The sequence below is a fragment of the Streptomyces sp. 4F14 genome (genome assembly GCF_048159485.1).
In the GTDB taxonomy this organism is placed as follows: domain Bacteria; phylum Actinomycetota; class Actinomycetes; order Streptomycetales; family Streptomycetaceae; genus Streptomyces.
On record NZ_JBLRVY010000002.1, the window covers coordinates 508,600 to 532,422 of the forward strand.

Here is a 23,823-nt window from a genome sequence, read left to right on the forward strand (position 1 = left end):
GCCTGTTGGGAGCCGCAATGACGCACTTCCCTAGCAAGCGCAGACCGGGCATCGGGGTGGTCCTCGCCGCCCTGCTCGGCATGACCGCCGCCCTGGGACTCGGCACGGTCGGGGAGGCGAACGCCGCCGCCGGGGCGCCGGACACCGTCAACTCCGGGGCGAACCCCGCCCGTTGGACGGACACCCCGCACGGCTTCGCCTCCCTCGCGGGCGGTACCACCGGCGGCGCCGGCGGCCAGGTCGTCACCGTCACCGACCAGGCGTCCCTGGCCAAGTACGCCTCCGCGCCCGAGCCTTACGTCATCCGCGTCAAGGGCTCGATCGCCGTGGAGCCCTTCGGCTCGGACATCGTCGTCGCCTCGGACAAGACCGTCATAGGCGTCGGCGACACCGGCGAGATCGTCCACGGCGAACTCCACCTCAACCCCGGCACCAGCAACGTCATCATCCGCAACCTGACGATCCGCGACTCGTACGTCGAGGGCGACTGGGACGGCAAGACCACCGACTTCGACGCGATCCAGATGGACACCGTCGACCACGTGTGGATCGACCACAACCGCCTCCAGCACATGGGCGACGGACTGCTCGACATCCGCAAGGACAGCCAGTACGTCACCGTCTCCTACAACCAGTTCCGCAGCCACAACAAGGCACTCGGCATCGGCTGGACGACGAACGCCCTCACCCAGATCACCATCGACCACAACTGGTTCACCGGCACCAAACAACGCAACCCCTCGGCGGACAACTGCGCCTACGCGCACCTCTACAACAACTACCTGTCCGCACAGGTCGGCGACGGCGATCCGGTCTGGACGTACGGCAACTGGTCCCGGGGCCGCACCAAGATGGTCATCGAGAACAGCTACTACGACGGCGTCCAGCACCCCTACCAGGCAGACACCACGGCCGAGTTGGTGCAGCGCGGCTCGATCCTGCGCAACACGACCGGCCGCACGGACAGTTGGGGCACCGCCTTCGACCCCCGTGACTTCTACGGCTACCGCCTCGACCCGGCGGCGGCCGTACCCGCGCTGGTGACGCGCTTCTCCGGCCCGCAGCAGCGGATCGGTACGACGCTGCACGTCCCCGCCGCCTACCCGACCGTCCAGGCCGCCGTGGACGCCGTCCCGGCGGGCAACGACGTACCCGTGACGATCGCGGTCGCCCCCGGCACCTACCGCGCCAAGGTGTTCATCCCCGCGAACAAGCCGAAGATCCTCCTGCAGGGGACTGGACAGAGCCGCGCCGACACCGTCATCGTCTACGACACGCCCGCCGCGTACGGCGGTTCGACGGGAAGCGCGACGGTACGGATCGCCGCGAACGACGTCACCGCCCGGCACCTCACCTTCAGCAACGACTTCGACGAGGCCGCGGTCGAGCTGAACGGCGAACAGGCGCTGGCGATGAAGACGACCGGCGACCGGATCGTCTTCGAGGACACCGCCTTCCTGGGCAACCAGGACACGTTGATGACCGACAGCCCCAACCTGACCACCGTCAGCCGGGTCTACATCCGCGACTCCTACATCGAGGGGGACGTCGACTTCGTCTACGGCCGCGCCACGACCGTCATCGAACGGTCCGAGATCCGGGCGCTGAGCCGGGGCTCCGACACCAACAACGGCTACATCACGGCCGCTTCGACCTGGACGGGCAACCCCTACGGGTTCCTGATCACCCGCTCCCGGATCGTCAGCGACGCCCCCGCCGGCACCTTCCACCTCGGCCGGCCCTGGCACCCGGGCGGCGAACCCGCCGCCGTGGCCCAGGTGTTGATCCGCGACACCGAACTCCCCGCCGCGATCAAGGCGACGCCCTGGACCGACATGAGCGGCTTCTCCTGGCGCGACGCCCGCTTCACCGAGTACCACAACCACGGCGCAGGCGCCCAAGTCACCGCGGACCGACCGCAGATGACGGACGCTCAGGCCGCCGCGCACACCGTCACCGCCTACCTCAAGGGCACCGACGGCTGGGCACCCCACACCGCCCGCACGCACTGACCCCCACGACCGAACACAGCCGACACCTCAATGAAGAGAGCCGACCGATGAAGAACAGAACCCGTAGAAACAGCCGTGCCGCCGCGGCCGTCGCCCTGGGGTCCGTGCTCGCCCTCACCGCCACCGCCTGCGGCGACGACGGCAGCGGCAGCGGTGACAAGGGGTCCGAGGGCAGCGGCACCGGGAAGATCGTCTTCTGGGACAACAACGGCGGTGTCCGCACCGACATCTGGAAGACGATCATCGCCGACTTCGAGAAGGCCAACCCCGACATCAAGGTCGAGTACGTCGGGATCGCCGCGACCGAGTACCAGTCCAAGGTCGACACCACGATCCGCGGCGGCGGCCTGCCCGACGTCGGCGGGGTCGGCGCGGCCATGCTCGCCGGGTTCGCCGCGCAGGGGGCGCTGGAGCCGCTCGACGACAAGCTCGCGAAGTCGCCGCTCAACGGCAAGCTCAACAAGGACATGGTGGCCTCCCTCAAAGCCGCCGGGGGCGGCGACGGGAAGCTGTACTCCATTCCCACCTCCGCCAACAACGGCGTCCTGTACTACCGGACCGACCTTTTCCAGAAGGCCGGGCTCCAGCCGCCCACCACCTGGGACAACTTCTACGCCGCCGCCGAGAAACTCACCGACTCCGGAAAGAACGAATTCGGCTACACCATCCGCGGTGGTTCCGGGTCCATCGCGCAGGCCCTCGACGCGATGTACGGGCAGTCCCAGATCACCTCTTTCTGGAACGGTGACAAGACCACCGTCAACGACCCCAAGAACGCCGCCGCGCTGGAGAAGTACGCCGCGCTGTACAAGAAGGTCACCCCCTCCGCCGACCTCAACAACGACTTCACGAAGATGGTCGCGCAGTGGGATTCCGGCACGATCGGGATGCTCAACCACAACCTCGGTTCCTACCAGGACCACGTGAAGGCGCTCGGCGTCGGGAAGTTCCGGGGGATTCCCTCGCCGACCGCCGCGGACGGGAAGCGGGTCCAGGTCTCCAACCCCGTCGACGGGCTCGGGGTGTTCAAGGCTTCCAAGAACAAGGAGGCCGCGTGGAAGTTCATCGAGTTCGCGACGTCCAAGGCGGAGAACTCGAAGTTCAACGAGTCTGCCGGGCAGGTGCCGTCGAACACGGACGCGGCGGGGGATGCGTGGGTGCAGAAGGCTGAGCCCACGAAGCTGGCGGCTGCGGCGTTGACCGACGGGTCGACCAGCATCGTTCAGCTGCCGTACTACCTGCCTGACTGGAACACGATCTCCAAGGCCGACAACGAGCCGAACTTCCAGAAGGTGCTGCTCGGGAAGATGAGTGCGAAGGACTTCCTGGACAAGTTGGCCGAGGAATTGAACGCGGCTCAGGCCGAGTGGAAGCAGCAGCGGGGTTAATCGCTGGGATTCGCCGTTGGGGTGGCCTGTACGTAGCAGGGTGCAGGCCGCCCGTGGCTTGTCGCGCAGTTCCCCGCGCCCCTTTCGATAAGCACCCCTGATTGAAAGGCGAAACGTATGTCCGTCAGCCGTAGACAAATCACTGCGGTCGCCCTAGCTGCGATTCCCCTCGGCATCGCTGCCCCCGCCCAGGCAGCCACCCGCCGCACCCTCTACATCGCCGGCGACTCCACCGCAGCCCAGAAATACGCCCCCGCCGCCCCCGAAACCGGGTGGGGCATGGCCCTCCCCTTCTTCCTGCACAAAGGAATCACCGTCGCCAATCACGCCGTGAACGGCCGGAGTTCCAAGAGCTTCGTCGACGAGGGCCGTCTCGCAGCCATCCTCGACGTGATCAAACCCGGCGACTTCCTCCTCATCCAGTTCGCGCACAACGACGAGAAGGCCGAGGATCCCACCCGCTACACGGAGCCCTGGACGACGTACCAGGACTATCTGCGCCTCTACATCAACGGCGCCCGCGCCAAAGGTGCGCACCCCGTCCTCGCCACCCCCATAGAACGCCGCAGATTCAACGCCCAGGGCACCTCCCAGCCCACCCACGGCGAATACCCGGCGGCGATGAGAGCGCTGGCGGCCGAGGAGGACGTACCGCTGCTCGACACCCAGGCCCTCTCCCTCGCCCTGTGGCAGCAACTCGGTGTGGAGGAGACGAAGAAGTACTTCAACTGGACCGCGACCGAGCAGGACAACACGCACTTCAACCCGCCGGGCGCGATTGCCGTAGCCCGCCTGGTGGCACGGGAGTTGGTCAGAACCCGGGTGCTGGCACGGCGCGAGGTGTGCCGCCTGGACCAGGAGATCCCGGAGTCGTGGATTACCTGGCCGCCCGCCGTCGCCGAATAGCACCCCACCCCCCTGTCGTGAAAAAGGAGAGCCGCACCATGCACGCACGGAAGTGTCATGATCATGTCAGTTCGCACGGTCTGAAGAGGTACGGCGCGATCCTGGGCTGCACAGCCCTGGTGCTGTCGCTGACCGGCGTCGCGGCCCAGGCCCAGGCCCAGCCACGCGGAACGGACCTGTCCCGCCAGGTACTTGGCACCGGCGACGGCTGGGGCTCGTACGGCACCGGCACCACGGGCGGCGCGGCGGCGGACGCCGAGCACGTCTACACCGTCACCACCTGGGCCGAGTTCAAGGCCGCCCTCGCGGCCGGCGGGAGCGCTCCCAAGATCATCAAGGTGCAGGGGATGATCGACGCGGTCTCGGAGGGCTGCGAGGCTTTCACGACCGGCGGATACGACCTCCAGCAGTACCTGAAGGACTACGACCCGGCCGTCTACGGCAACGACAAGGTCGCGATGGGCCCGCAGGAGGACGCCCGCGTCGCCTCCGCCGCGAACCAGGACTCGGTCATCAAGGCCAACATCCCGAGCAACACGACGATCGTCGGCGTCGGCAAGAACTCCGGGATCCTGGGCGGCAGTTTGCAGATCAAGGGCGTCTCGAACGTCATCCTGCGCAACCTCACCATCGAGGCCCCCCTCGACTGCTTCCCCAAGTGGGACCCGACCGACGACAACAACACCGGCAACTGGAACTCCGAGTACGACGCGGTGGTCGTCTTCGGCACCGACCACGTGTGGATCGACCACAACACGCTCACCGACGGCCGCTACCCCGACAGCGAGCGCCCGGTCTACTTCGGCAAGGTCTTCCAGCAGCACGACGGCCTCACGGACATCGTGCGCGGCTCCAACTACGTGACCGTGTCGTGGAATTCCTTCGAGAACCACGACAAGAACATGCTGATCGGCAACAGCGACAGCACCTCCGCGCTGGACGCGGGCAAGCTCAAGGTCACCATGCACCACAACCGCTTCGACGGGATCCTCCAGCGCTCCCCACGCGTACGGTTCGGGCAGGTCGACGTCTACAACAACCACTACGTCGTCGAAGAGGCGCAGAAGGCGGACTACTACCTCTTCGGCGTCGGCAAGGAATCGCAGCTGCACGCGAGCGACAACGCGATCTCGCTGCCCGCCGGGACCAGCGTCGGCAAGGTCATCAAGAAGTGGAGCGAGGCTCCGATGACCGCCGAGAACAACTACGTCAACGGCCGCCCCGTCGACCTCATCGCCGTGCACAACGCGGAGATCCCCGCGGAAACCCTCCAGTCCGGGGCGGGTTGGACCCCGACCCTGCGCACCCGGGTCGACTCCCCGTGCCTGGTCCCCTCGGTCGTCGCGCGCGGCGCGGGCGTCGGCCGGGCGCGCTGACGCCTCCCGAGACCGCCGGGGCGGTCCTGCACACCGCCCCGGCGCCCTTCCCCGTACCGCGAGCCCCGCGAGACCCGTACCGCGAACCCGCGACCCCCGCATGCCCGCACACACCCCCGCGAAGGAGCACCCACCATGCCCTCGCCCCAACTCCCCCTGTCCAGAAGGGGCTTCATCACCACCGCCACCGCTGCGGCAGCCACCCTCGCACTCACCTCCACCCCGGCCTCCGCGCAACAGACCCAACACCCCTGCCCCACAAGGCCCTTCGGCCGCTACGGCTCCCCATCCGCCCGCCTCACCCCCCAGACCCTGTACGTCGACACCGCCGGCCAGGGCGACTTCACCTCCGTCCGCGCCGCAGTCACCGCCGCGACCGGCGCCGGCTGGACCCTGATCCTCGCCCCCGGCACCTACCGCGAGACGGTCGCCGTCGACGCCACCCGCACCGGCATGACCTGGATCGGCGCCTCCCGCAACCCCCGTGACGTGGTGGTCGTCTACGACAACGCGGCCGGAACTCCCAAGCCCGGCGGGGGTACTCACGGCACCACCGGCTCGGCCACGACCACCGTCCAGGCCGCCGGCTTCACGGCCCGCTGGATCACCTTCGCCAACGACTGGCTGCGCGCCGACCACCCCGACATCACCGGCACCCAGGCCGTCGCCATCAAGGTCCAGGGCGACCGCAGCGCCTTCCACCACTGCCGTTTCCTGGGCCACCAGGACACGTTGTACGCCGACTCGTCGAACCTCGCCGCCTTCGCCCGCCAGTACTTCACGGACTGCTACGTCGAGGGCGACGTCGACTTCGTCTTCGGCCGTGCCACCGCCGTCTTCGAACGCTGCCACTTCCGCACACTCGACCGCACCGACCTCGCGGGAGCGCCGTACGGCTTCGTCTTCGCGCCCTCCACGGCCGGCGCCAACCCGCGCGGCTACCTCGTCTCGTGCAGCCGGGTCTCCAGCCAAGCACCGGACGCCTACTACAAGTTGGCTCGCCCCTGGGTGCCCAGCTCCGACACGACGGCCCGCCCGATGCTGACGGTCCGCGAGACGCACCTCGGCACCGGGATCGACGCGGTCGCGCCGTACACGAACATGTCGGACAGCTTCCCCTGGCAGAGCCAGCGCTTCGCCGAGTACCGCAACTCCGGTCCCGGCGCGGTGATCTCGGTGCCGGAGAACCGTCCTCAACTCACCTCCGTACAGGCCGAGTCGGCGACCCGGGCCGCGTATCTGGGCGACTGGGAACCGGAGGGGTGCTGAGATGCGGCGCCGTGCTTTCCTGATGGGCGGGACCGCCGTAGCGATCACAACAGCAGTGCCCGCAACCGCCGTAGCCGCGAGGCGAGTTGCCCACGTCCGCCCCGGCGACTCCGTCCAGGCCGCCGTGGACCGCGTCACCGGCCCCGGCTGGACGATCGTCGTGCACCCCGGCACGTACCGCGAGGTCGTCAACATCCCCGCCGACAAAGCGGAGTTGACGATCAGGGGAGCCGTCCGGGACCCCCGCGCCGCCGTGATCGTCTACGACAACGCCAACGGCACGCCGAAACCCGACGGTTCGGGCACCTACGGCACGGCCGGCTCCGCGACGTTCACCTCGGCGGCGCCCGGTCTCACCGTCCTGGACCTGACGCTCGCCAACGACTGGCTGCGCGCCGACCACCCCGACATCACCGGCACCCAGGCGGTCGCCGCCTACCTCACCGGGGACCGCACGCACGTCGAGAGCGTCCGTCTCCTGGCCCACCAGGACACCCTGTTCGCGGACACCACCGCGCTGGACGTCTTCGACCGCCACTACTACCGGCGTTGCCACATAGAAGGAGACGTCGACTTCGTCTTCGGGCGGGCCCGCGCGGTCTTCGAGTCCTGCCGCTTCCACACCCTCCAGCGGGACGTGTCCTTCACCCCCAAGGGCATGGTCTTCGCCCCCGCCACGGCCCGCGCCAACCCCTACGGCTTCCTCGCCGTGCGCGGCCGGATCACCTCCGGCGCCGAGGACGCGGCGTACAAGATCGCGCGGCCCTGGGTGCCCTCGTACGAGACAACCGCCTGGCCCTCCCTGGTCGTTCGGGACACCTGGATCGGGTCCGGCATCGACGCGGTCGCCCCCTACACCAACATGCGCGACGCGTACCCGTGGCAGAGCATGCGCTTCGCCGAGTACGCCAACTCAGGCCCCGGCGCGGTGATTCCGGTGCCGGAGAACCGGCCCCACCTGACGGACGCGGAAGCGGTCACGCACACCCCGCGTACCTACCTCGGGAACTGGCGTCCCCGAGCGCACCACTAGCACCACCCCAACTCCCCATCCCCACACGGCGAAAGGGACCGCACTCCATGTCTCGTCGTACCGTTCTCACCCCCCTCGGCGCACTCGCCGCCCTGATCCTCGGGGCCGGGCTCGCCGTCCTGCCCGGCCAGGCGCAGGCCGCGACCGTCGTCGTCAGCAACTCCACCGACCTCGCGAGCGCCATCAAGAACGCCACCGCCGGTACGGTCATCCAGGTGCGCGGCGGCACCTACTACCCGACGGCCACCCTCCAGTCGACGGCCAACGGCACCTCCGGCTCGCCGATCACGCTCACCGCGTACGGCTCGGAGACCGTGAAGATCGACGGGTCCTCGATGGCCGCGGGCGCCTGGATCTTCAAGCTGACCGCGTCCTACTGGAACGTCTCCAACATCACCTTCCAGAACTCCAGGGACAGCGCGGTCGTCTGCCAGTCCTGCACCGGAACCACCTGGAACAACATCAAGACCATCAACGGCGGCGACTCCGGTTTCACCCTGACCGGCGCGAACACGGTGAACAACACCGTGAGGAACCTGGACAGTTACGGCAACTACGACGCCGCCACGCACGGCCAGAACGCGGACGGCGTCGCCATCAAGTTCGGCTCCGGCAGCGGCAACCTCGTCACCGGAGCGCGCCTCTACAACAACTCGGACGACGGGATCGACCTCTGGTCGTTCTCCTCGCCGGTCACCATCGAGCACACCTGGGCCTTCGGCAACGGCGTCAACCGCTGGGGCGACTCCGCGTTCGAGGGCAACGGCAACGGGTACAAGCTCGGCGGCAACGGGCCCTCCGTCGCCCACGTCGTCAACAACTCGGCGGCCTGGGGCAACGCGGGCAACGGCTTCACCGAGAACAGCAACACCGGCGCGATCGTCATCAACCGCACCACCGCGTACGCCAACAGCAAGTGGGGCTACTACTTCGCGACCGGCTCCGCGAAGCTCGGCAAGAACCTCGCCGTCAGCAACGGCGGCGGCTCGGTCAGCAAGGGGTCGGGCGTCGCGTCCTCCGGCAACAACTGGGACTCCGGGGTCAGTACGCCGGCCTTCCGGTCCACGGACGCCTCCTCGGCGTACAACTCCCGCAGCTCCAGCGGGACTCTGCCCGCGACGACGTTCCTCACGACCGGGTCGACGACCATCGGCTCGACCATGAACTGACGCCCGGCGGCGCCGTCCCCGCGAAAAGTTGCGATCGGCTTTCGCGGGGACGGCAACCTTTTCCCGGTGCGGTGACGACTCGTCTCCGATCCTGTTCCCGAGGAAAGGAAAAACCTGTGCGGATCGGCACCGGACGCCATCGCAGAACCCGTACGCTCTCGATCGCCGCGGCGATTTCCCTTTCCGCCGGAGTCGGCGGTTTCTGTCTGGGGCTCTCGGACGACAGTGCCCGCGCGGCCTCCGGCACGATCACGGTGTCCAGTACCGCAGAACTCGAATCCGCCGTCGAGAACGCGGTCACCGGAACGACCATTCAGGTGCGCGCGGGAACGTACACACCGTCCGCCACGCTCAGATCCGCGGCCGACGGAATCACCCTCACGGCATACCGGAAAGAGAAAGCGAGCATCGACGGATCGAAACTCCCCGCAGGCTCCTGGCTTCTCGCCGTCCACGGCAGCCACTGGACCGTCGAGAACCTCACCTTCCAGAACTCGCCTGCTCAGGGCGTCGTCGTCACCTCGTCCACCGGCGGCGTCTTCAGGAACCTCGTCACCATGAACAACGGGGCCTCCGGATTCACGCTGCGCGGTGACAGGACGGTCGGGAACCTGATCCAGAACCTGGACAGCCACGGAAACGACGACACGTCCGGAAACGGCCATAACGCCGACGGAATAGCGGTCACCTTCGGCTCGGGAGAGGGGAACAGAATCACCGGCGCACGCCTCCACGACAACGCGGACGACGCATTGGACCTGTGGCAGTTCTCCTCTCCCGTCACCGTCGAGAACAGCACGGCATCCGGCAACGGGAACGACACCCTCGGCTCACGCCAATAGGTCGATACAGTCGAAAGAGGTCCCCGGGCTCAGAAACGTCTCGCCGCTCGAACCGCTCACGATGTTCAGCGTCAGCACATTGTCCGCCGCCAGCGCCGACGCCGGAATCGTGTACGTGAACGTGTGGTTGTTCCCCCGGTACGACCCCGTCGTCAGTGATCGTGTCGACGGCTGGGCCGGCGCCACGGGCACCGCCGACGTCCACCCGTTCACCGTCACCCGGGGCCGCCCACCCGCGAACGCGTCCGTCACCCCGATCCGCAACGTCCGTGCCGCGGAAGCCTGTTGGGCCGTCAGCTTGAAGTACACCCGCACCCCGTCGTTGACGGCCTTCCACATGTACGCCGGGAACGACGCCGCGTCCCCGCTCCCGATCGTCACGTTCCCCGTCCACTTCGCGGCGCGCGCGTCGGAGGGGTGCGCGTACGTCATGAGGGCCGCGTTCTTGAACTCCGAGGGCGTGCCGTCCCAGTCGCCGAGTCGCCAGAGAACCTTGGCCGTTGACGGATCGCCGCTGATGGAAAGGGAGTTGAGGGCTGTCGTCGCCCCCGCCGTCACCTTCACGGTCGTCCGGTGCACAGCCAACTCACCTTTGTAGACGGTGAGTCGATACGTCCCCGGCAGCATCCCCGGGCACGAGAACGCGCCGGTCCCGCTCGCCGCCTTCGCCCAGTACTGCGCGTCCGCGTTGGCGAACCCCACCGTGTACGGGTGCGCCGAGGACATGCCCTTCAGCCCGACGCCCGCGACCTTGCCGCGCCCCTTCTTCCCGACCCAGCCGGTGATGCCGAGCCCGTCGACCCAGGACGTGTCGAGGTTGCCGTGCAGCAGCGACGACGCGGGAGCCGCGCCGCCGGTGAAGGCGAGGACGTACGGGCCCTGGAGGCCGAACCGCTCCGGCTCGGTCTGGGCCTGGTTGTAGTGGAGGATCTCGTACAGACCCGCCCCGAGATCGTTGGAGTGGCGCAGCAGCGAGCGGTAGAAGGGGCCGCCGGACGCCTTCTCGTGGTTCGAACGCACCATCCACAGCGCGGAGTTCGACCCCTTGAAGCCGATGTAGTCGTAGTCGATGACCCGCTTGCCGGAGTAGTGCTTGGAGTGGGTCGTGCCGTCGGCCCGCCGCCAGACGTCCCCCGCCTCGATCACCTTGTCCGACGCCTCGATCCAGGAGTCCGAGCCCCCGCCCGGGAAGACGCCCGGCTTGAGGCGGACGAGGAAACGCGTCGCCGTGAACGACGCGTCGGCCTTGTCCGTCCACAGGTACACGTTGTCCTGGCCGCTGCGGGCCGCGTACCACTGGGTGAGCGGGCCGTGCACCGCCTTGACGAGGATCGTCGACCCGGACTGCTTGACGGTGACGGTCGCGGTGCCGAGACCCGACTCGACGTGCGAGTGCCGGCCGCCGTACCCCTCGTACTCCTTGCCCTTGTAGACCAGCGAGGTGAGGTCGCCGGTCGCCTTGGACACCTTGAAGACCAGGGACGCGCCCGTGGTGACCACGTAGTTCTTGCCGTCGTCGGCGTATCCGAAGGCGGCTGCCGACGCGGACGAGACGAACCCGGCGACCCCGGCCGCGCCCGCCGCGGCGACGGCGATGGCGCTGCCGCCGAGGACACGGCGGCGGGAGAGGCGTTTTCTGTGCGTGCTCAAGGGTGGTGCTCCGTCGTTCAGGGAGGTGGTGCCGCCCTGAAGTCGCCGCCGGTGGGGAAAGAGTTGCCGCTGATACGGAAACTTTTTCACCGAGCCCGCCGCGACCGAGCCCGCCGCGACCGAACTCGCCGCGACCGAACTCGCCGCGACCGAGCCCGCCGACGACCCGGCGCCCGCCCCTTCGCCGCTCAGTCCGTCGCCGCGAAGTCCCCGCCGACCGACCGCACCTTGCCCTCGGCGGTCCCGGAGATCACGTACGTGTCGTCCCGCGCGTCCCGCCCGCCCCGGTCATGGTCGTACTGGCCGGCGAAGACCCACTCCCCGGGAGACACCTTGCTCCCGTCCTTGAGCACCCACGTGTAGACCAGGAACCCGTCCTGTTCCGCGACGGTGAACGTGTAGTCGTTCTCCGGCAGCGACCGCCAGGCCCCCGTGTTCGTCACCCCGCCGGTCTGCGCGACCTTCAACTGCACGGTGAGCGCGGTGAGTTCCTTCGACGTCTTGACGGTGATGTTGCTCTGCGCCCAGAAGTCGTTGCTGTGCGGGTCCACCGAGCCGTCGGACCACAGCGGCCCGTCCTCGTGGCCGTCCGCCGGGGGCAGCACGGCCGCGGAAGGCGACGGCGCGGTCGGCGAACCGCGCTCCGGAGTCGGCTCCGGTGCCGTGGACCTGGGCTTCCCGCCCCCCGAACTCGGCGAGGGGGACGGCGACTTCGGCGGGCGGCTCGTCGCGTCCGGCGACACCATCGGCGTGGGGGAGACCGCGACCGTCTGCTCGGCCGGCGGCTCGCTCTTCACCGCCGACGCCACCGCGTACCCGCCGACCGCGAGCATCCCGGCGACCGCCGCCGTCGCGCCCACGATCCGCGCCCACCCGAGGACCGGCCGCGTCGAACGGTGGCTCTGCCGCTCCGGCTCGGCCATCATGCCGCGCTCCACCCGGGCCAGGATGCGCGCGCGGTCGGGTTCGTGCTGCTCGGCCGCCTCGTGCAGCCGGGCGCGCAAGTCGTCGTGCACGTCCCGCCGCATCGTCATCGGTCCCTTCCCGCGGACTCGGAGGTGCGCGCCATGGCGACGTGCACCCGTTTCGGAACCTTCTCGGCGCCGAGCAGTTTCTGCAACTCGGCCATCCCCTTGGAGGTCTGGCTCTTCACCGTACCGACCGAGATCCCCAGCGCGAGCGCGGTGTCCTTCTCGGAGAGGTCGAAGGCATGCCGCAGCACGACACAGGCGCGCTTGCGGAAGGGGAGTCTACGCAGCGCCGACTGCACGTCCACCACGCCGGCGACATCCGGGTTCTCCGTCTTCTCCTCGCGCTGCGACCAGAACAGCGCGATCCTGCGCCGCTCCCGCACCGCGCTGCGGATCTTCGTCCGGGCCAGGTTGGCGACGACCCCACGGGCGTACGCCACCGGGTGGTCGGCCGCGCGCACCCGGTCCCAGCGGTGCCAGAGCGCGAGCAGCGCGTCCGCCGCGAGATCGTCGGCGGTGTCCGACTCACCGGTCAACAGGTAGGCCAGCCGCGACAGTTCGGCGTAGTGGCGGTCGAAGAAGGCATGGAACTCCACGGAGGCGGCGTCGTCCACGACAGTGCCCACGGGTTGACCTCTTCTGTGTGGCATGTGAATGACATGGGAATGCCCCGGGGAGATTGCCGGGACGAGATGCGGAAGCGTAGCAGTGATCGACTTGCCTGGTTCGTACGGGTCTTCGAACGCCACGTGCGGGACCGGACGTTGCGGAGCCCGAATCCGTAACACGTCGAAAACCTGAAGAGAGTTCAGCGCGGGAACAATCCAGCCAGCATCCGCACACTGATCCACCAGGCAACCAGGAGTGTCCGCCATGTCCGAGGCGCAGCAGAAGACCGACCGGCCCAGCGCCGCACCACCCGCGCCGAACAGCGTCGACCGGTACTTCCGGATCTCCGAACGCGGCTCGTCGTTCGCCCGGGAGACGCGCGGTGGCCTCGCGACGTTCTTCACGATGGCCTACATCCTTGTCCTGAATCCGATCATCCTGGGCAGCGCGAAGGACAAGTACGGCCACACCCTCGACCCGGTCCAGCTGACCACCGCCACCGCGCTCGTCGCCGCCGTGATGACGATCGTCATGGGTGTCGGCGGCAACCTCCCGCTCGCCCTCGCCGCCGGACTCGGCCTCAACGCGGTCGTCGCCTTCCAGATCGCCCCGCTGATGAGCTGGGACGACGCGATGGGCCTCGTCGTCCTGGAGGGGCTGCTGATCTGCGCGCTCGTCGTCACCGGGCTGCGCGAGGCCGTGATGCACGCGATACCGCAGCCGCTGAAGCAGGCGATCAGCGTGGGGATCGGGCTGTTCATCGCGTTCATCGGGTTCGTCGACGCCGGGTTCGTCACCCGTATCCCCGACGCCGCGAACACCACCGTGCCGGTTCAGCTCGGCGGTACGGGGACCCTCTCCGGCTGGCCGATCCTCGTGTTCTGCCTCGGCGTCCTGCTGACCATCGGGCTGCTCGCGCGCAAGGTCAAGGGCGCGATCCTGATCAGCATCGTCGCCATGACCGCCCTCGCGATGGCCATCGACGCGGTCGCCGACATCAAGAGCTGGGGCCTGACGACGCCGAGCTGGCCGGACAAGGTCGTCGACACCCCGGACTTCGGGCTGATCGGCCACTTCAGCCTGTTCGGCGCGTTCTCGGCACCCGGCGTCGGCGTGATCACCGTCGTCCTGCTGGTCTTCACGCTGATCCTGTCGGACTTCTTCGACACCATGGGCACGGTCGTCGGGATCAGCGCGGAGGCGGGCCTGCTCGACGAGGAGGGCAAGGTTCCGAACCTCGGCCGTGTCCTCCTCATCGACGGCGCCGCGGCCGTCGCCGGCGGTGCCGCCTCCTCGTCCTCCGCGACCTCCTACATCGAGTCCGCGGCGGGCGTCGGAGAAGGCTCACGCACCGGGTTCTCCAACCTGATCACCGGCGGTCTCTTCGCCCTCGCCCTCTTCTTCACCCCGCTCCTCACGATCGTCCCCCTCCAGGCCGCCGCGCCCGCCCTCATCGCCGTCGGCTTCCTGATGATGACCCAGGTCAAGCACATCGACTGGGACCGCTACGAGATCGCCATCCCCGCCTTCCTCACCATCGCCGTGATGCCCTTCACGTACTCCATAACGAACGGCATCGGCGCCGGGTTCCTCGCGTACGTCCTCATCAAGACGGTCCTCGGGAAGGCCAAGGACGTCCACTGGCTGCTGTGGGGGACGTCCGCGCTGTTCGCCGTGTACTTCGCGATCGACCCGATCGAGCAGGTGCTCGGCACGAAGTAGGTTCCTCCGCGTGAGGGTCAGCTCTTGACGGCCGCCTCCATCATCGCCTTGGCGACGGGGGCGGCCAGCCCGTTCCCGCTGACCTCCGACCGCGCCGCGTCCGACTGCTCGACCATCACCGCGACGGCGACCTCCTTGTCCCCGGCCTTCGCGTACGACGTGAACCAGGCGTACGGCGTCTTGGAGTTGTTCTCGCCGTGCTGGGCCGTCCCCGTCTTGCCGCCGACGGTCGCCCCGCTGATCCGCGCGTTCGTCCCCGTCCCGTCCTGGACGACCGTCTGCATCGCGGACTGGAGCTGCTCGGCGGTCTTCGAGCTGACGACCTGCTTCGTGGACGCCTCCCCGTCGACGTCCTCCAGGACGTCCCCGCCGCTGTTCGTCACCTGCGACACCATGTGCGGCGAGACCAGCTTGCCGCCGTTCGCGATAGCCGCCGAGACCATCGCCATCTGGAGCGGCGTCGCCGTCACGTCGAACTGGCCGATGCCGGTCAGGCCCGTCTGCGCCGGGTCCATGCCCTTCGGGTAGACGCTGGCGTACGCGCGCACGGGCACGTCCTGCGCCTGGTCGTTGAACCCGAACTTCTCCGCCATCGCCCGCACCTTGTCCTGCCCCAACTGGACGGCCATGTGCGCGAAGACGTTGTTGCAGGAGTACTGGAGCGCGACCCGGATCGAGGCGTTCTCGCACGGCGCGGACGCGCTCTCGTTGGCCAGCACCTGCCGGGTCCCCGGCAGGGTGTACGGGTTCTCGCTGTCCGTCCGCGCGTCCACGTCGTCGTACAGGCCGTCCTCCAGCGCGGCGGCCGCCACGACCAGCTTGAACGTCGACCCCGGGGGCAGCGGCTGGCGCAGCGCGCGGTTGACGAGCGGTTTGTCGGCGTCCGCGTTGAGGCTCTTCCAGGCCGAGCCGGCCGTGTCCGCGTCCGTCAGCGCCGAGGGGTCGTACGACGGGGTCGACACGGTCGCGAGGATGCGCCCGGTCTTCGGGTCGATCGCGACGGCCGCGCCCTTCTTGTCGCCGAGGGCGTCGTACGCGGCCTTCTGGACGGCCGGGTCGATCGTCGTGATCACGTTCCCCGGGTCGGCCCGCTTGTCCGTGACCGTGTCCATCACGGTCTTCAGGCGCGTGTCCGTGCCGTTCAGCACGTCCGCGTAGATGCCCTCCAGCTGCGTCGGCGCGTACGCCTGCGAGGCGTAGCCCGTCACCGCCGCGTACAGCTCGCCGTCCGTGTACGTCCGCTTGTACTTCAGGTCGCCGTTCGTCCGGCCCGACCCCGTGACCGCCTTCCCGGCCACGATGATGTTCCCGAGCGGGTCCGAGTACGTCTCGATCGCGTTCCGTCGGTTCAGCTGGTCGTCCGCGAGCGCCTGCCCCTCGTAGAACTGCACCCAGGTTGCCCTCACCAGCAGGGCGAACACGAGCAGCAGCGCGAAGACGGCGGTACGCCTGATGGTCCTGTTCATACGAACAAAAGGACGAGCGCGAGGACCGGAGAGTTCCCGTCCGCCCGTTTTCTCACCCGACGTTCATGTACGGTCCGTCAGGCGTCCAGCACCAGGACGGCTTCCTCGATCTCGCCCCCGCGCGCGTTCGCGTACCCGGTGTCCCGCCCGGTCTCCCGGAACCCGCACTTCTCCAGGACCCGCAGCGACCCCTTGTTGTCGAGCGCCGCGCGCGCGTGCAGCGGCCTTTCGGGAACCTCCGCGAGCAGCGCCCGCAGCGCGGCCGTCGCGATCCCGCGCCCCCAGTAGAAGCGGTCGACCCAGTAGGTGACCTCCCGCTCGCCCGGGTCGCCGTACACCGCCGCGTGCCCGACGACGTCCCCGTCGGCCAGGATCGTGCGCATCACGGCGTCGGAGGCGCGGTTGCGCTTCCAGTGCGCGTCGAAACGGTCCCGGTCCGTCGGGTCCTCGGGGGTGAAGGCGGCCATGTGCAGGCCCTCGGGGTCGGCCATCAGCCGGAAGAAGACCGGCAGATCGCTGTCGTGCACCGCGCGCAGTACGACGTCCATGCGGTTCAGAGCCTCCGGGTCGCCAGGGTCAGCCGGTCGCGCGCGTCGAAGAGGGCGTCCTTGACGAGCTGCTCGTGCGCGGGCGTGAGGCGGGCCACCGGGACGGAGCAGCTGATCGCGTCCCGCGCGGGCGTGCGGTAGGGGATCGCGACGCCGAAGCAGCGCAGGCCGAGCGTGTTCTCCTCGCGGTCCACGGAGAAGCCCTGCTCGCGGATGACGTGCAGTTCCTCGATGAGCTTCTCGCGGTCCGTGATCGTGTGCTCCGTGAGCGCCGGGAGGGTCTCCGGGAGCATCTTGCGGACCTGTTCGTCCGTGTACGTCGACAGGAGGGCCTTGCCCAGGGACGTCGAGTGGGCGGGCAGGCGCCGGCCCACGCGTGTGAAGGGGCGCAGGTAGTGCTGGGACTGGCGGGTCGCGAGGTAGACGACGTTCGTGCCGTCGAGGCGCGCGAGGTGGATGGTCTCGGTCGTGTCGTCCGACAGCCGGTCCAGGGTCGGGCGGGCCGCCGCGACGACCTCGTCGCCGTCGATGTACGACGTACCGACCAGCAGCGCGCGCACGCCGATGCCGTACCGCGTGCCCGTCGCGTCCGTCTCCACCCAGCCCAGCTCCACGAGCGTGCGCAGCAGCATGTAGAGGCTGGACTTGGGGTACCCGACGGCCTCCTGGACCGCCGCGAGGGAGTGCATCCCGGGCCGGCCCGCGAAGTACTCCAGCAGCTCGACCGTCCGCACCGCGGACTTGACCTGGGCCCCGCCCCCCGCCTCGCCTGCCGACATCGACTGTGACCCCTTCGTTCGACAAGAAGCTGAAGTTATAGTCTGCAACAGCATATTCACCAGCACAGACAGTGTTCAGTATATCGAACAGCGCTGGTGGTGACAGGACACCGCGGCACGACTTGTTGGAGGGACCCCCGGTGGCAGCAGCACCAGTCTGGAGTGTCGACCCCCGAACCGGGAAGCAGCGGGAGCAGGTCGCCGACGAGGCGACGGCCCAGGAGGTCGACGTCGCCGTCCGCGCCGCCCACGGCGCCCGTGCCTCCCTCGCCGACCGCGCCGTCCGCGCGGCCTTCCTGCGCGGCGCCGCCGAGCAGCTCGAAGCGGCCAAGGAAGCCCTCGTGGAGACCGCCGACGCGGAGACCGCGCTCGGCCCGGTCCGCCTCAACGGCGAGCTGGCCCGCACCTGCTACCAGCTGCGCGCCTTCGCGGCCATCGTCGACGAGGGCGCCTTCCTCGACGTCGTCGTCAACCACCCCGACGACACGGCCACCCCGCCCATCCCGGACCTGCGTCGCTACAAGGTCCCGCTGGGCGTCGTCGCCGTCTACTCGGCCTCGAACTTCCCCTTCGCCTTCTCGGTCGCCGGCGGCGACACCGCGAGCGCGCTCGCGGCCGGCAACCCGGTCGTCGTCAAGGCCCACCCCGACCACCCGGCCCTGTCCGAGCTGGTCGCCAAGGTGATCCGCCGCGCCGCCGCCGCGCACGGCATCCCGGCGGGAGTCCTCGGCCTCGTCCACGGCTTCGAGGCCGGCGTCGAGCTGATCAAGCACCCGCTGGTCGCCGCCGCGGGCTTCACCGGCTCCATCCGAGGGGGCCGCGCCCTCTTCGACGCCGCCGCCGCGCGCCCCACGCCCATCCCCTTCCACGGCGAGCTGGGCTCCCTCAACCCCGTCGTCGTCACCGAGGCCGCCGCCACCGAGCGCGCCGAGGCCATCGGCACGGGCCTCGCCGGCTCCATGACCCTCGGCGTCGGCCAGTTCTGCGTGAAGCCGGGCCTCGTCCTCGTCCCCGCCGGCGAGGCGGGCGACGGCCTGGTCAAGTCCCTCACGGCGGCCGTCAGCGACACCGACGCGGGCGTCCTGCTCGACCACCGCATGCGCGACAACTTCGTCGCGGGCGTCGCCGAGCGCGCCCAGCTCCCCGACGTCGAGTCCCCGGTCACCCCGGGCGCGGGCGGCGACCACACGGTCAGCCCCGGCTTCCTCACGGTCCCGGCCGCCCGCCTCGCCACCGAGGGCGCCCACGACCTCCTCCTCGAAGAGTGCTTCGGCCCGGTGACCGTGGTCGTCCGCTACCAGGACGACGCCGAGGTCACCTCCGTCCTGTCCCGCCTGCCCGGGAACCTGACGGCCACCGTCCAGCTCTCGGAGGCCGAGGCCGCGGGCGAGGGCCGGGGCACCGACATCCTCGCGGAGCTGACGCCGCTGGCGGGCCGCGTCCTGGTCAACGGCTGGCCCACGGGCGTCGCCGTCGCCGCCGCCCAGCACCACGGGGGCCCGTACCCGGCCACGACGTCCACGTCGACGTCCGTCGGCGGCACGGCGATCGAGCGCTGGATGCGGCCGGTCGTCTACCAGACCACGCCGGCCGCCCTGCTGCCGGTGGAACTGCGCGACGAGAACGAGCTCGGGCTGCCCCGGCGCTTCAACGGGGTCCTGGAGCGCTAGACCGCAGGAGACAGGGGCGGCGATGATTCAGGCATGGATCTTTCGCTGCCCCAACTCCCTTTCCCCCTCCGGACCTACGGCCCCGACGGCCATTGGTCCTACGACGACGGCGTACTCAGCGGGTGGGCCGGGGCGCGGCAGGACCGGTTCGTCTCGCCCACCGAGGAGTCCTTGGAGCCCGCCTCCGACGCACCCCGCCTGCTGGGCGCCCCCGAGGGGGACTTCCAGCTCATCGCGCGCGTCACGGTCGGCTTCAAGTCGGCTTTCGACGCGGGGGTGTTGTACGTCCATGTCGGCGACCGGGCCTGGGCGAAACTCTGCCTGGAGCTGTCACCGGCCGTCCCGACCGTCTGCACGGTCGTCACCCGGGGCCACTCGGACGACGCCAACTCCTTCACCGTGGACGGCAGTTCGGTATGGCTCCGGATCAGCCGCACCGGCCGGGCCCTCGCCTTCCACGCCTCCCGGGACGGCGACCAGTGGATCTTCGTACGCCTCTTCACCCTCGGTGACGCGGACGAGACGGGCGCGGCGCTGGTCGGCTTCATGGCGCAGTCCCCGATGGGCGAGCAGTGCGTGGTCACGTACGACCACATCGAGTACCGCCCGTACTGGCCCGAGGACTTGAGGGACGGCAGTTGATCCGCGCAGCACGGCTCTCCGAGGCCGAGCCGATCGCGGCCCTCCACCGCCGCGCCCGCGCCACCTACTACCCCGACGGCCTCCCCGAGGACGGCACGGACTGGCTCGCGGCGTGGCGGACGGCCATCGAGAACCCGGCCGGGCGCGTGCTGTGCGCCCTCGACCCGGCGGACGGCGAACGCATCGTGGGCATCGCCTCCTTCCGCCCGCCCGGCGACGTCCGATCAGTCGTGAAGCTCTTCCAGTTCCACATCGACCCCGAACACTGGCGCACGGGCCTCGGCACGGCACTGCACGCGGCCTGCGTCAGCCGATGGCGTGCGGACGGCCGCGAGAGCGCCGTACTGGACGTCCACGTCGACAACACCCGCGCCCAGGCGTTCTACGCCCGCCAGGGGTGGGCCCCCGACCCGGAGAATCCGCCGGGGGAGGGGGACCACCACCTGTATCTGCGGTACGCGGTGCTCAGCGCTTCAGGGTGAAAGCGAAGTCGCCGGAGAGCTTGCCGCCCAGGCGGACGGCCGAGACGAGCCTCCCCTGCGCGAGCAGGCGCTCGACCTCGGCCCGTGAGAGACCGAACCCTTCGGCGACCAGCCGCACCGGCCGTACGGGGACCGACGCCGTGAAGCGGACCGACACGTCGACCGCGTCGCGCTCCGGATGCGCCATCCCGCCCGTGTCGAGACGCCAGGCGCCGGTCCAGTCGAGGGCGACGCGGTTGCGTCGCCGTACCGCCGGGTCCTGGAGCAACTCGGCCGCCAGGGCGGGGTCGTTGGCGTGCAGCCGGTCCAGCAGACCGGGCGGCACGGAGCGGACGTGCGCCCGCTCCAGGACCGTCAGCTTCGCCGTCTCCCCGCAGGACGTGCACAGCACGAGGAGCCAGATGTCGAGGAGCTTGTGGTTCGCGTTGACCCGGAACTTGCCGTCCGCCCGAAAGCGGTCGGACGCGCACGTGCGGCAACGGCGGATGACGAGCGGCATGCGGGTGGGCATGACGAACCAGGTCGTGAGCCAGGTGTTGAGCAAGGGAGTACACCGGTTCCAGTGAGAAGACCGCAGCAGAAAGGAGCGCGGCGCATGGGCGCGACGCGCGACAGATCAGCAATCGGGGGGTCTCACACGGTGTACAACGGACGTCCTTTGCCTGGGCGACGTGGCCGCTGAGCAGGCTAGGGGCAGGCGGGGGCGGCGTTCCACCGGTTTTCCACCGCCGGCGGGGGGCCCGGGAATGAACCGGGCTGGTTGAACGTTCACGTAAGGCGGCGGAGGGAGTCTCCGTCGTCGGACGAGACCGGAAAGAGCCGAGGAACATGCGCGTCGAGATCTGGAGCGACATCGCCTGCCCGTGGTGCTACGTGGGCAAGGCCCGCTTCGAGAAGGCGCTGGCGGCCTTCCCGCACAAGGGGGAGGTCGAGGTCGTGCACCGGTCGTTCGAGCTGGACCCGGGGCGGAGCAAGAGCGACATCGGCCCGGTCGTCCCGATGATCGCGAAGAAGTACGGGATGAGCGAGGCGCAGGCGCAGGCCGCCGAGGACAACGTCGGCGCGCAGGCGGAGGCCGAGGGGCTCACGTACCGCACGCGCGGCCGTGACCACGGCAGCACCTTCGACATGCACCGCGTCCTGCACCTCGCGAAGGAGCACGGCAAGCAGGGCGAGCTGTTCCAGATCTTCTACCGCGCGAACTTCGCGGAGGAGCGCTCCGTGTACACGGAGGGTGACGAGCGGCTCGTCGAGCTGGCCGTCGAGGCAGGTCTGGACGCCGACACGGTCCGCACGGTCCTCGCCGACCCGAACGCGTACGCCGACGCCGTCCGCGAGGACGAGCGCGAGGCGGCCGAACTGGGCGCGAACGGCGTCCCGTTCTTCGTCCTGGACCGCAAGTTCGGCGTCTCGGGAGCCCAGCCCGCGGAGGTCTTCACGCAGGCCCTCACCCAGGCGTGGGGCGAGCGCTCCCCGCTGACCCTGATCGACCAGGGCGACGCGCAGGCGTGCGGCCCGGACGGCTGCGAGGTCCCGCAGCGCTGACCAGGGCTCGGTTCAGCGCTCGTTGAGGGTACGGCGTAGCAAGTCGCGATGGACGAGGCCCTCCCCGCGGCCCCACAGTGGACGCATGGAGACGTTCACGAACCTCGTCCGCACCGAGTTCGCTCCCCGCACCACCTACCTCAACACGGCCAGCAGCGGCCTCCTCCCCACCCGCAGCGTCACCGCGATCCAGGAAGCGGTGGCGCTCCGGGCGCAGGGGCGGCCGCTGGACCCCCTGTGGGCGGACGTCGAGACCTGCCGGGCGGCGTACGGACGCCTCACCGGCGTCCCTGCCGAGCGCGTCGCGGCGGGCCCCTCGGTGGCCACGCACACCGCCCTGATCGCCGCGTCGCTCCCGCCGGGCGCCGAAGTCCTCACGGCGGAGGACGACTTCACGTCCGTGCTGAACCCGTTCCACGTCCGGGACGACCTCAAGGTCCGTGCGGTACCCCTGGAGCGCCTCGCGGAATCCGTCCGCCCCGGCACGGCCCTGGTCGCCGTCAGCGCGGCCCAGTCGGCCGACGGCCGCATCGCGGACCTCCCCGCACTGCGGGAGGCGGCGCGTCGGCACGGCGCCCGTACGTACGTCGACTTCTCGCAGGCGGCGGGCTGGCTCCCGTTCGACGCGGGCGACTACGACTACACGGCGAGCGTCACCTTCAAGTGGCTGCTGGGCCCGCACGGTTCGGCGTTCCTGACGGTCCCCGAGGACTTCGGCACCCTCGTCCCGCTGCTGGCGAGCTGGGTCTCGGCCGAGGCCCCGTGGGACGCCTGCTACGGCCCGGTCACCGAACTCGCCCACTCCGCACGGCGGTTCGACACGACACCGGCGCTGTTCAGCTACGCGGGCCTGCGGGCGTCCCTCGAACTGATCGAGGAACTGGGCGTGTCGACGATCCACGCGCACGACCTGGCGCTGGCCGACAGGTTCCGTACGGGAGTCGAGGCGCTGGGCCACCGGGTGCTCCCCGCCGAGGGCTCGGCGATCGTGTCGGTGCCCGGACTGGGCGTACGGCAGCCGGAGTTGGCGCGGCGGGGGATCCAAGTGTCCGACCGGGCGGGGAACCTGCGGGCGTCCTTCCATCTCAACAACACGCGGGAGGACGTGGACGCGCTGCTGGAGGCGCTGCGCTGACCCTGGATCAGCAGCCCTCCGGCCGGTCCCCCGGGCAGAGGTTGCCCTCCACCCGCCGCAGCATCGACAGAAACTGGTCCCGTTCCGCGCCGCTGAACCCCTCCAGGGACCGTTCCTCCAGCTCCGCCCACACCCGCTCGATCTCCTCCAGGAGGTGCGAGCTGGTGTCGGTGGCCTCGACGAGGACGGCGCGGCCGTCCGCCGGGTCCGGCAGGCGCCGTACGTGGCCGGCCTGCTCCAGCCGCTGGAGCATCTTCGTGACCGTCGAGGGGTCGAGGTCGAGGAGTCTGACGAGGTCGGACTGGCGGGCGGCGCCGCAGCCCCAGAGGTGCATCATCACCAACTCCTGGCCCGGGTGCAGACCGAGGCCGCGCAGCAGGCGCGCGCTGGTGTGGCGGTGCGCGCGGGCGGTGCGGATCAGGGCGTGGTTCGTCGGACCGGAGGGCCGCGCCTCGCCGGTGCCCTGGTGTTCCCCGGCCTCCATCGGTCACTCCCCGCGTCGTTTTCCGCTGTCCGGAAGTCTACCGCCGGGGTTCCCGAGAATGCTTGGCCGACCAAACAAGTGGGATAGGGTGGCGTTCGCCGACTTACTTGGTCGGCCACATAAGT

21 protein-coding genes and 1 pseudogene are annotated in these 23,823 nt (G+C 69.7%); 14 read left to right on the top strand and 8 right to left on the bottom strand.

The features are described from left to right. Nucleotides 1-17 precede the first annotated feature (17 nt). The 8 genes and pseudogenes from ACLZOT_RS04575 to ACLZOT_RS04610 form a co-directional block, all read left to right on the top strand. Nucleotides 18-2,012, top strand: a complete 1,995-nt coding sequence (locus ACLZOT_RS04575; protein WP_416967390.1) for a pectinesterase family protein — start codon at nt 18-20, stop codon at nt 2,010-2,012. A gap of 47 nt (nt 2,013-2,059) precedes the next feature. After that, the gene (locus ACLZOT_RS04580) at nt 2,060-3,400 is read left to right on the top strand and encodes an ABC transporter substrate-binding protein (RefSeq protein WP_416967391.1); all 1,341 of its coding nucleotides are present in this window, start codon (nt 2,060-2,062) and stop codon (nt 3,398-3,400) included. Nucleotides 3,401-3,517: 117 nt separating this feature from the next. Continuing rightward, on the top strand, nt 3,518-4,306 hold the full coding sequence (locus ACLZOT_RS04585; protein WP_416967392.1) for a rhamnogalacturonan acetylesterase: 789 nt from the start codon (nt 3,518-3,520) through the stop codon (nt 4,304-4,306). Nucleotides 4,307-4,344: 38 nt separating this feature from the next. After that, nucleotides 4,345-5,682, top strand: a complete 1,338-nt coding sequence (locus ACLZOT_RS04590) for a pectate lyase family protein (protein ID WP_416967393.1) — start codon at nt 4,345-4,347, stop codon at nt 5,680-5,682. Nucleotides 5,683-5,817: 135 nt separating this feature from the next. Further along, nucleotides 5,818-6,951 carry a pectinesterase family protein gene (locus ACLZOT_RS04595; protein ID WP_416967394.1) on the top strand — a complete coding sequence of 378 codons (1,134 nt, stop codon included), beginning with the start codon at nt 5,818-5,820 and terminating at the stop codon, nt 6,949-6,951. Between the two features lies 1 nt (nt 6,952). Beyond that, on the top strand, nt 6,953-7,984 hold the full coding sequence (locus tag ACLZOT_RS04600) for a pectinesterase family protein (RefSeq protein WP_416967395.1): 1,032 nt from the start codon (nt 6,953-6,955) through the stop codon (nt 7,982-7,984). A 47-nt stretch (nt 7,985-8,031) separates the two neighbouring features. Further along, on the top strand, nt 8,032-9,153 hold the full coding sequence (locus tag ACLZOT_RS04605) for a right-handed parallel beta-helix repeat-containing protein (protein WP_416967396.1): 1,122 nt from the start codon (nt 8,032-8,034) through the stop codon (nt 9,151-9,153). 116 nt (nt 9,154-9,269) lie between these two features. Further along, nucleotides 9,270-9,974: pseudogene (locus ACLZOT_RS04610) on the top strand (right-handed parallel beta-helix repeat-containing protein); the annotation flags it as partial. A 9-nt stretch (nt 9,975-9,983) separates the two neighbouring features. Here the strand turns inward: ACLZOT_RS04610 and ACLZOT_RS04615 are convergent. The 3 genes from ACLZOT_RS04615 to ACLZOT_RS04625 form a co-directional block, all read right to left on the bottom strand. Then, the gene (locus ACLZOT_RS04615; RefSeq protein ID WP_416967397.1) at nt 9,984-11,645 is read right to left on the bottom strand and encodes a rhamnogalacturonan lyase B N-terminal domain-containing protein; all 1,662 of its coding nucleotides are present in this window, start codon (nt 11,643-11,645) and stop codon (nt 9,984-9,986) included. A gap of 188 nt (nt 11,646-11,833) precedes the next feature. Then, nucleotides 11,834-12,679: a hypothetical protein gene (locus ACLZOT_RS04620; protein ID WP_416967398.1), complete on the bottom strand. Its 846-nt coding sequence runs from the start codon at nt 12,677-12,679 to the stop codon at nt 11,834-11,836. After that, a complete protein-coding gene (locus ACLZOT_RS04625) occupies nt 12,676-13,242 on the bottom strand; it encodes a SigE family RNA polymerase sigma factor (RefSeq protein ID WP_416967399.1) in 567 nt (188 codons plus the stop codon). Before ACLZOT_RS04625 ends, ACLZOT_RS04620 begins: the two co-directional genes overlap by 4 nt. Before the next feature lie 247 nt (nt 13,243-13,489). Here ACLZOT_RS04625 and ACLZOT_RS04630 point away from each other — a divergent pair, with 247 nt between their 5' ends. After that, nucleotides 13,490-14,947 (top strand): NCS2 family permease, encoded by a 1,458-nt coding sequence (locus ACLZOT_RS04630; RefSeq protein ID WP_416967400.1) that lies wholly within the window; start codon nt 13,490-13,492, stop codon nt 14,945-14,947. A gap of 17 nt (nt 14,948-14,964) precedes the next feature. Here the strand turns inward: ACLZOT_RS04630 and ACLZOT_RS04635 are convergent, their stop codons facing one another. From ACLZOT_RS04635 to ACLZOT_RS04645, 3 genes are all read right to left on the bottom strand, one after another. Next, nucleotides 14,965-16,413, bottom strand: coding sequence for a peptidoglycan D,D-transpeptidase FtsI family protein (locus tag ACLZOT_RS04635; protein ID WP_416967401.1), 1,449 nt, complete (start codon nt 16,411-16,413; stop codon nt 14,965-14,967). Between the two features lie 77 nt (nt 16,414-16,490). Further along, on the bottom strand, nt 16,491-16,961 hold the full coding sequence (locus ACLZOT_RS04640; protein WP_416967402.1) for a GNAT family N-acetyltransferase: 471 nt from the start codon (nt 16,959-16,961) through the stop codon (nt 16,491-16,493). Nucleotides 16,962-16,966: 5 nt separating this feature from the next. After that, a complete protein-coding gene (locus tag ACLZOT_RS04645) occupies nt 16,967-17,740 on the bottom strand; it encodes an IclR family transcriptional regulator (protein ID WP_010355548.1) in 774 nt (257 codons plus the stop codon). A 140-nt stretch (nt 17,741-17,880) separates the two neighbouring features. On the opposite strand from ACLZOT_RS04645, the gene ACLZOT_RS04650 reads away from it, so the two are divergent. The 3 genes from ACLZOT_RS04650 to ACLZOT_RS04660 are packed head-to-tail and all read left to right on the top strand — an operon-like array spanning nt 17,881 to nt 20,534. After that, on the top strand, nt 17,881-19,410 hold the full coding sequence (locus ACLZOT_RS04650; protein WP_416967403.1) for an aldehyde dehydrogenase (NADP(+)): 1,530 nt from the start codon (nt 17,881-17,883) through the stop codon (nt 19,408-19,410). Nucleotides 19,411-19,443: 33 nt separating this feature from the next. Next, nucleotides 19,444-20,052, top strand: a complete 609-nt coding sequence (locus tag ACLZOT_RS04655; RefSeq protein WP_416967404.1) for a DUF1349 domain-containing protein — start codon at nt 19,444-19,446, stop codon at nt 20,050-20,052. Further along, complete coding sequence (locus ACLZOT_RS04660) at nt 20,049-20,534, top strand: GNAT family N-acetyltransferase (RefSeq protein WP_416967405.1); 486 nt, start codon at nt 20,049-20,051, stop codon at nt 20,532-20,534. The genes ACLZOT_RS04655 and ACLZOT_RS04660 overlap by 4 nt, the downstream gene beginning before the upstream one ends. Here the strand turns inward: ACLZOT_RS04660 and ACLZOT_RS04665 are convergent. After that, nucleotides 20,518-21,045 carry a DUF1062 domain-containing protein gene (locus tag ACLZOT_RS04665; RefSeq protein ID WP_416967433.1) on the bottom strand — a complete coding sequence of 176 codons (528 nt, stop codon included), beginning with the start codon at nt 21,043-21,045 and terminating at the stop codon, nt 20,518-20,520. The two genes, ACLZOT_RS04660 and ACLZOT_RS04665, sit on opposite strands and share 17 nt — an antisense overlap. A gap of 317 nt (nt 21,046-21,362) precedes the next feature. Between ACLZOT_RS04665 and ACLZOT_RS04670 the strand changes: the two genes are divergently transcribed. Continuing rightward, complete coding sequence (locus ACLZOT_RS04670) at nt 21,363-22,079, top strand: DsbA family oxidoreductase (protein ID WP_416967406.1); 717 nt, start codon at nt 21,363-21,365, stop codon at nt 22,077-22,079. Nucleotides 22,080-22,164: 85 nt separating this feature from the next. Next, a complete protein-coding gene (locus tag ACLZOT_RS04675) occupies nt 22,165-23,214 on the top strand; it encodes an aminotransferase class V-fold PLP-dependent enzyme (RefSeq protein WP_416967407.1) in 1,050 nt (349 codons plus the stop codon). 7 nt (nt 23,215-23,221) lie between these two features. On the opposite strand, the gene ACLZOT_RS04680 is transcribed toward ACLZOT_RS04675, so the two are convergent. Beyond that, nucleotides 23,222-23,698: a MarR family winged helix-turn-helix transcriptional regulator gene (locus ACLZOT_RS04680; protein ID WP_416967408.1), complete on the bottom strand. Its 477-nt coding sequence runs from the start codon at nt 23,696-23,698 to the stop codon at nt 23,222-23,224. Between the last annotated feature and the right edge of the window lie 125 nt (nt 23,699-23,823).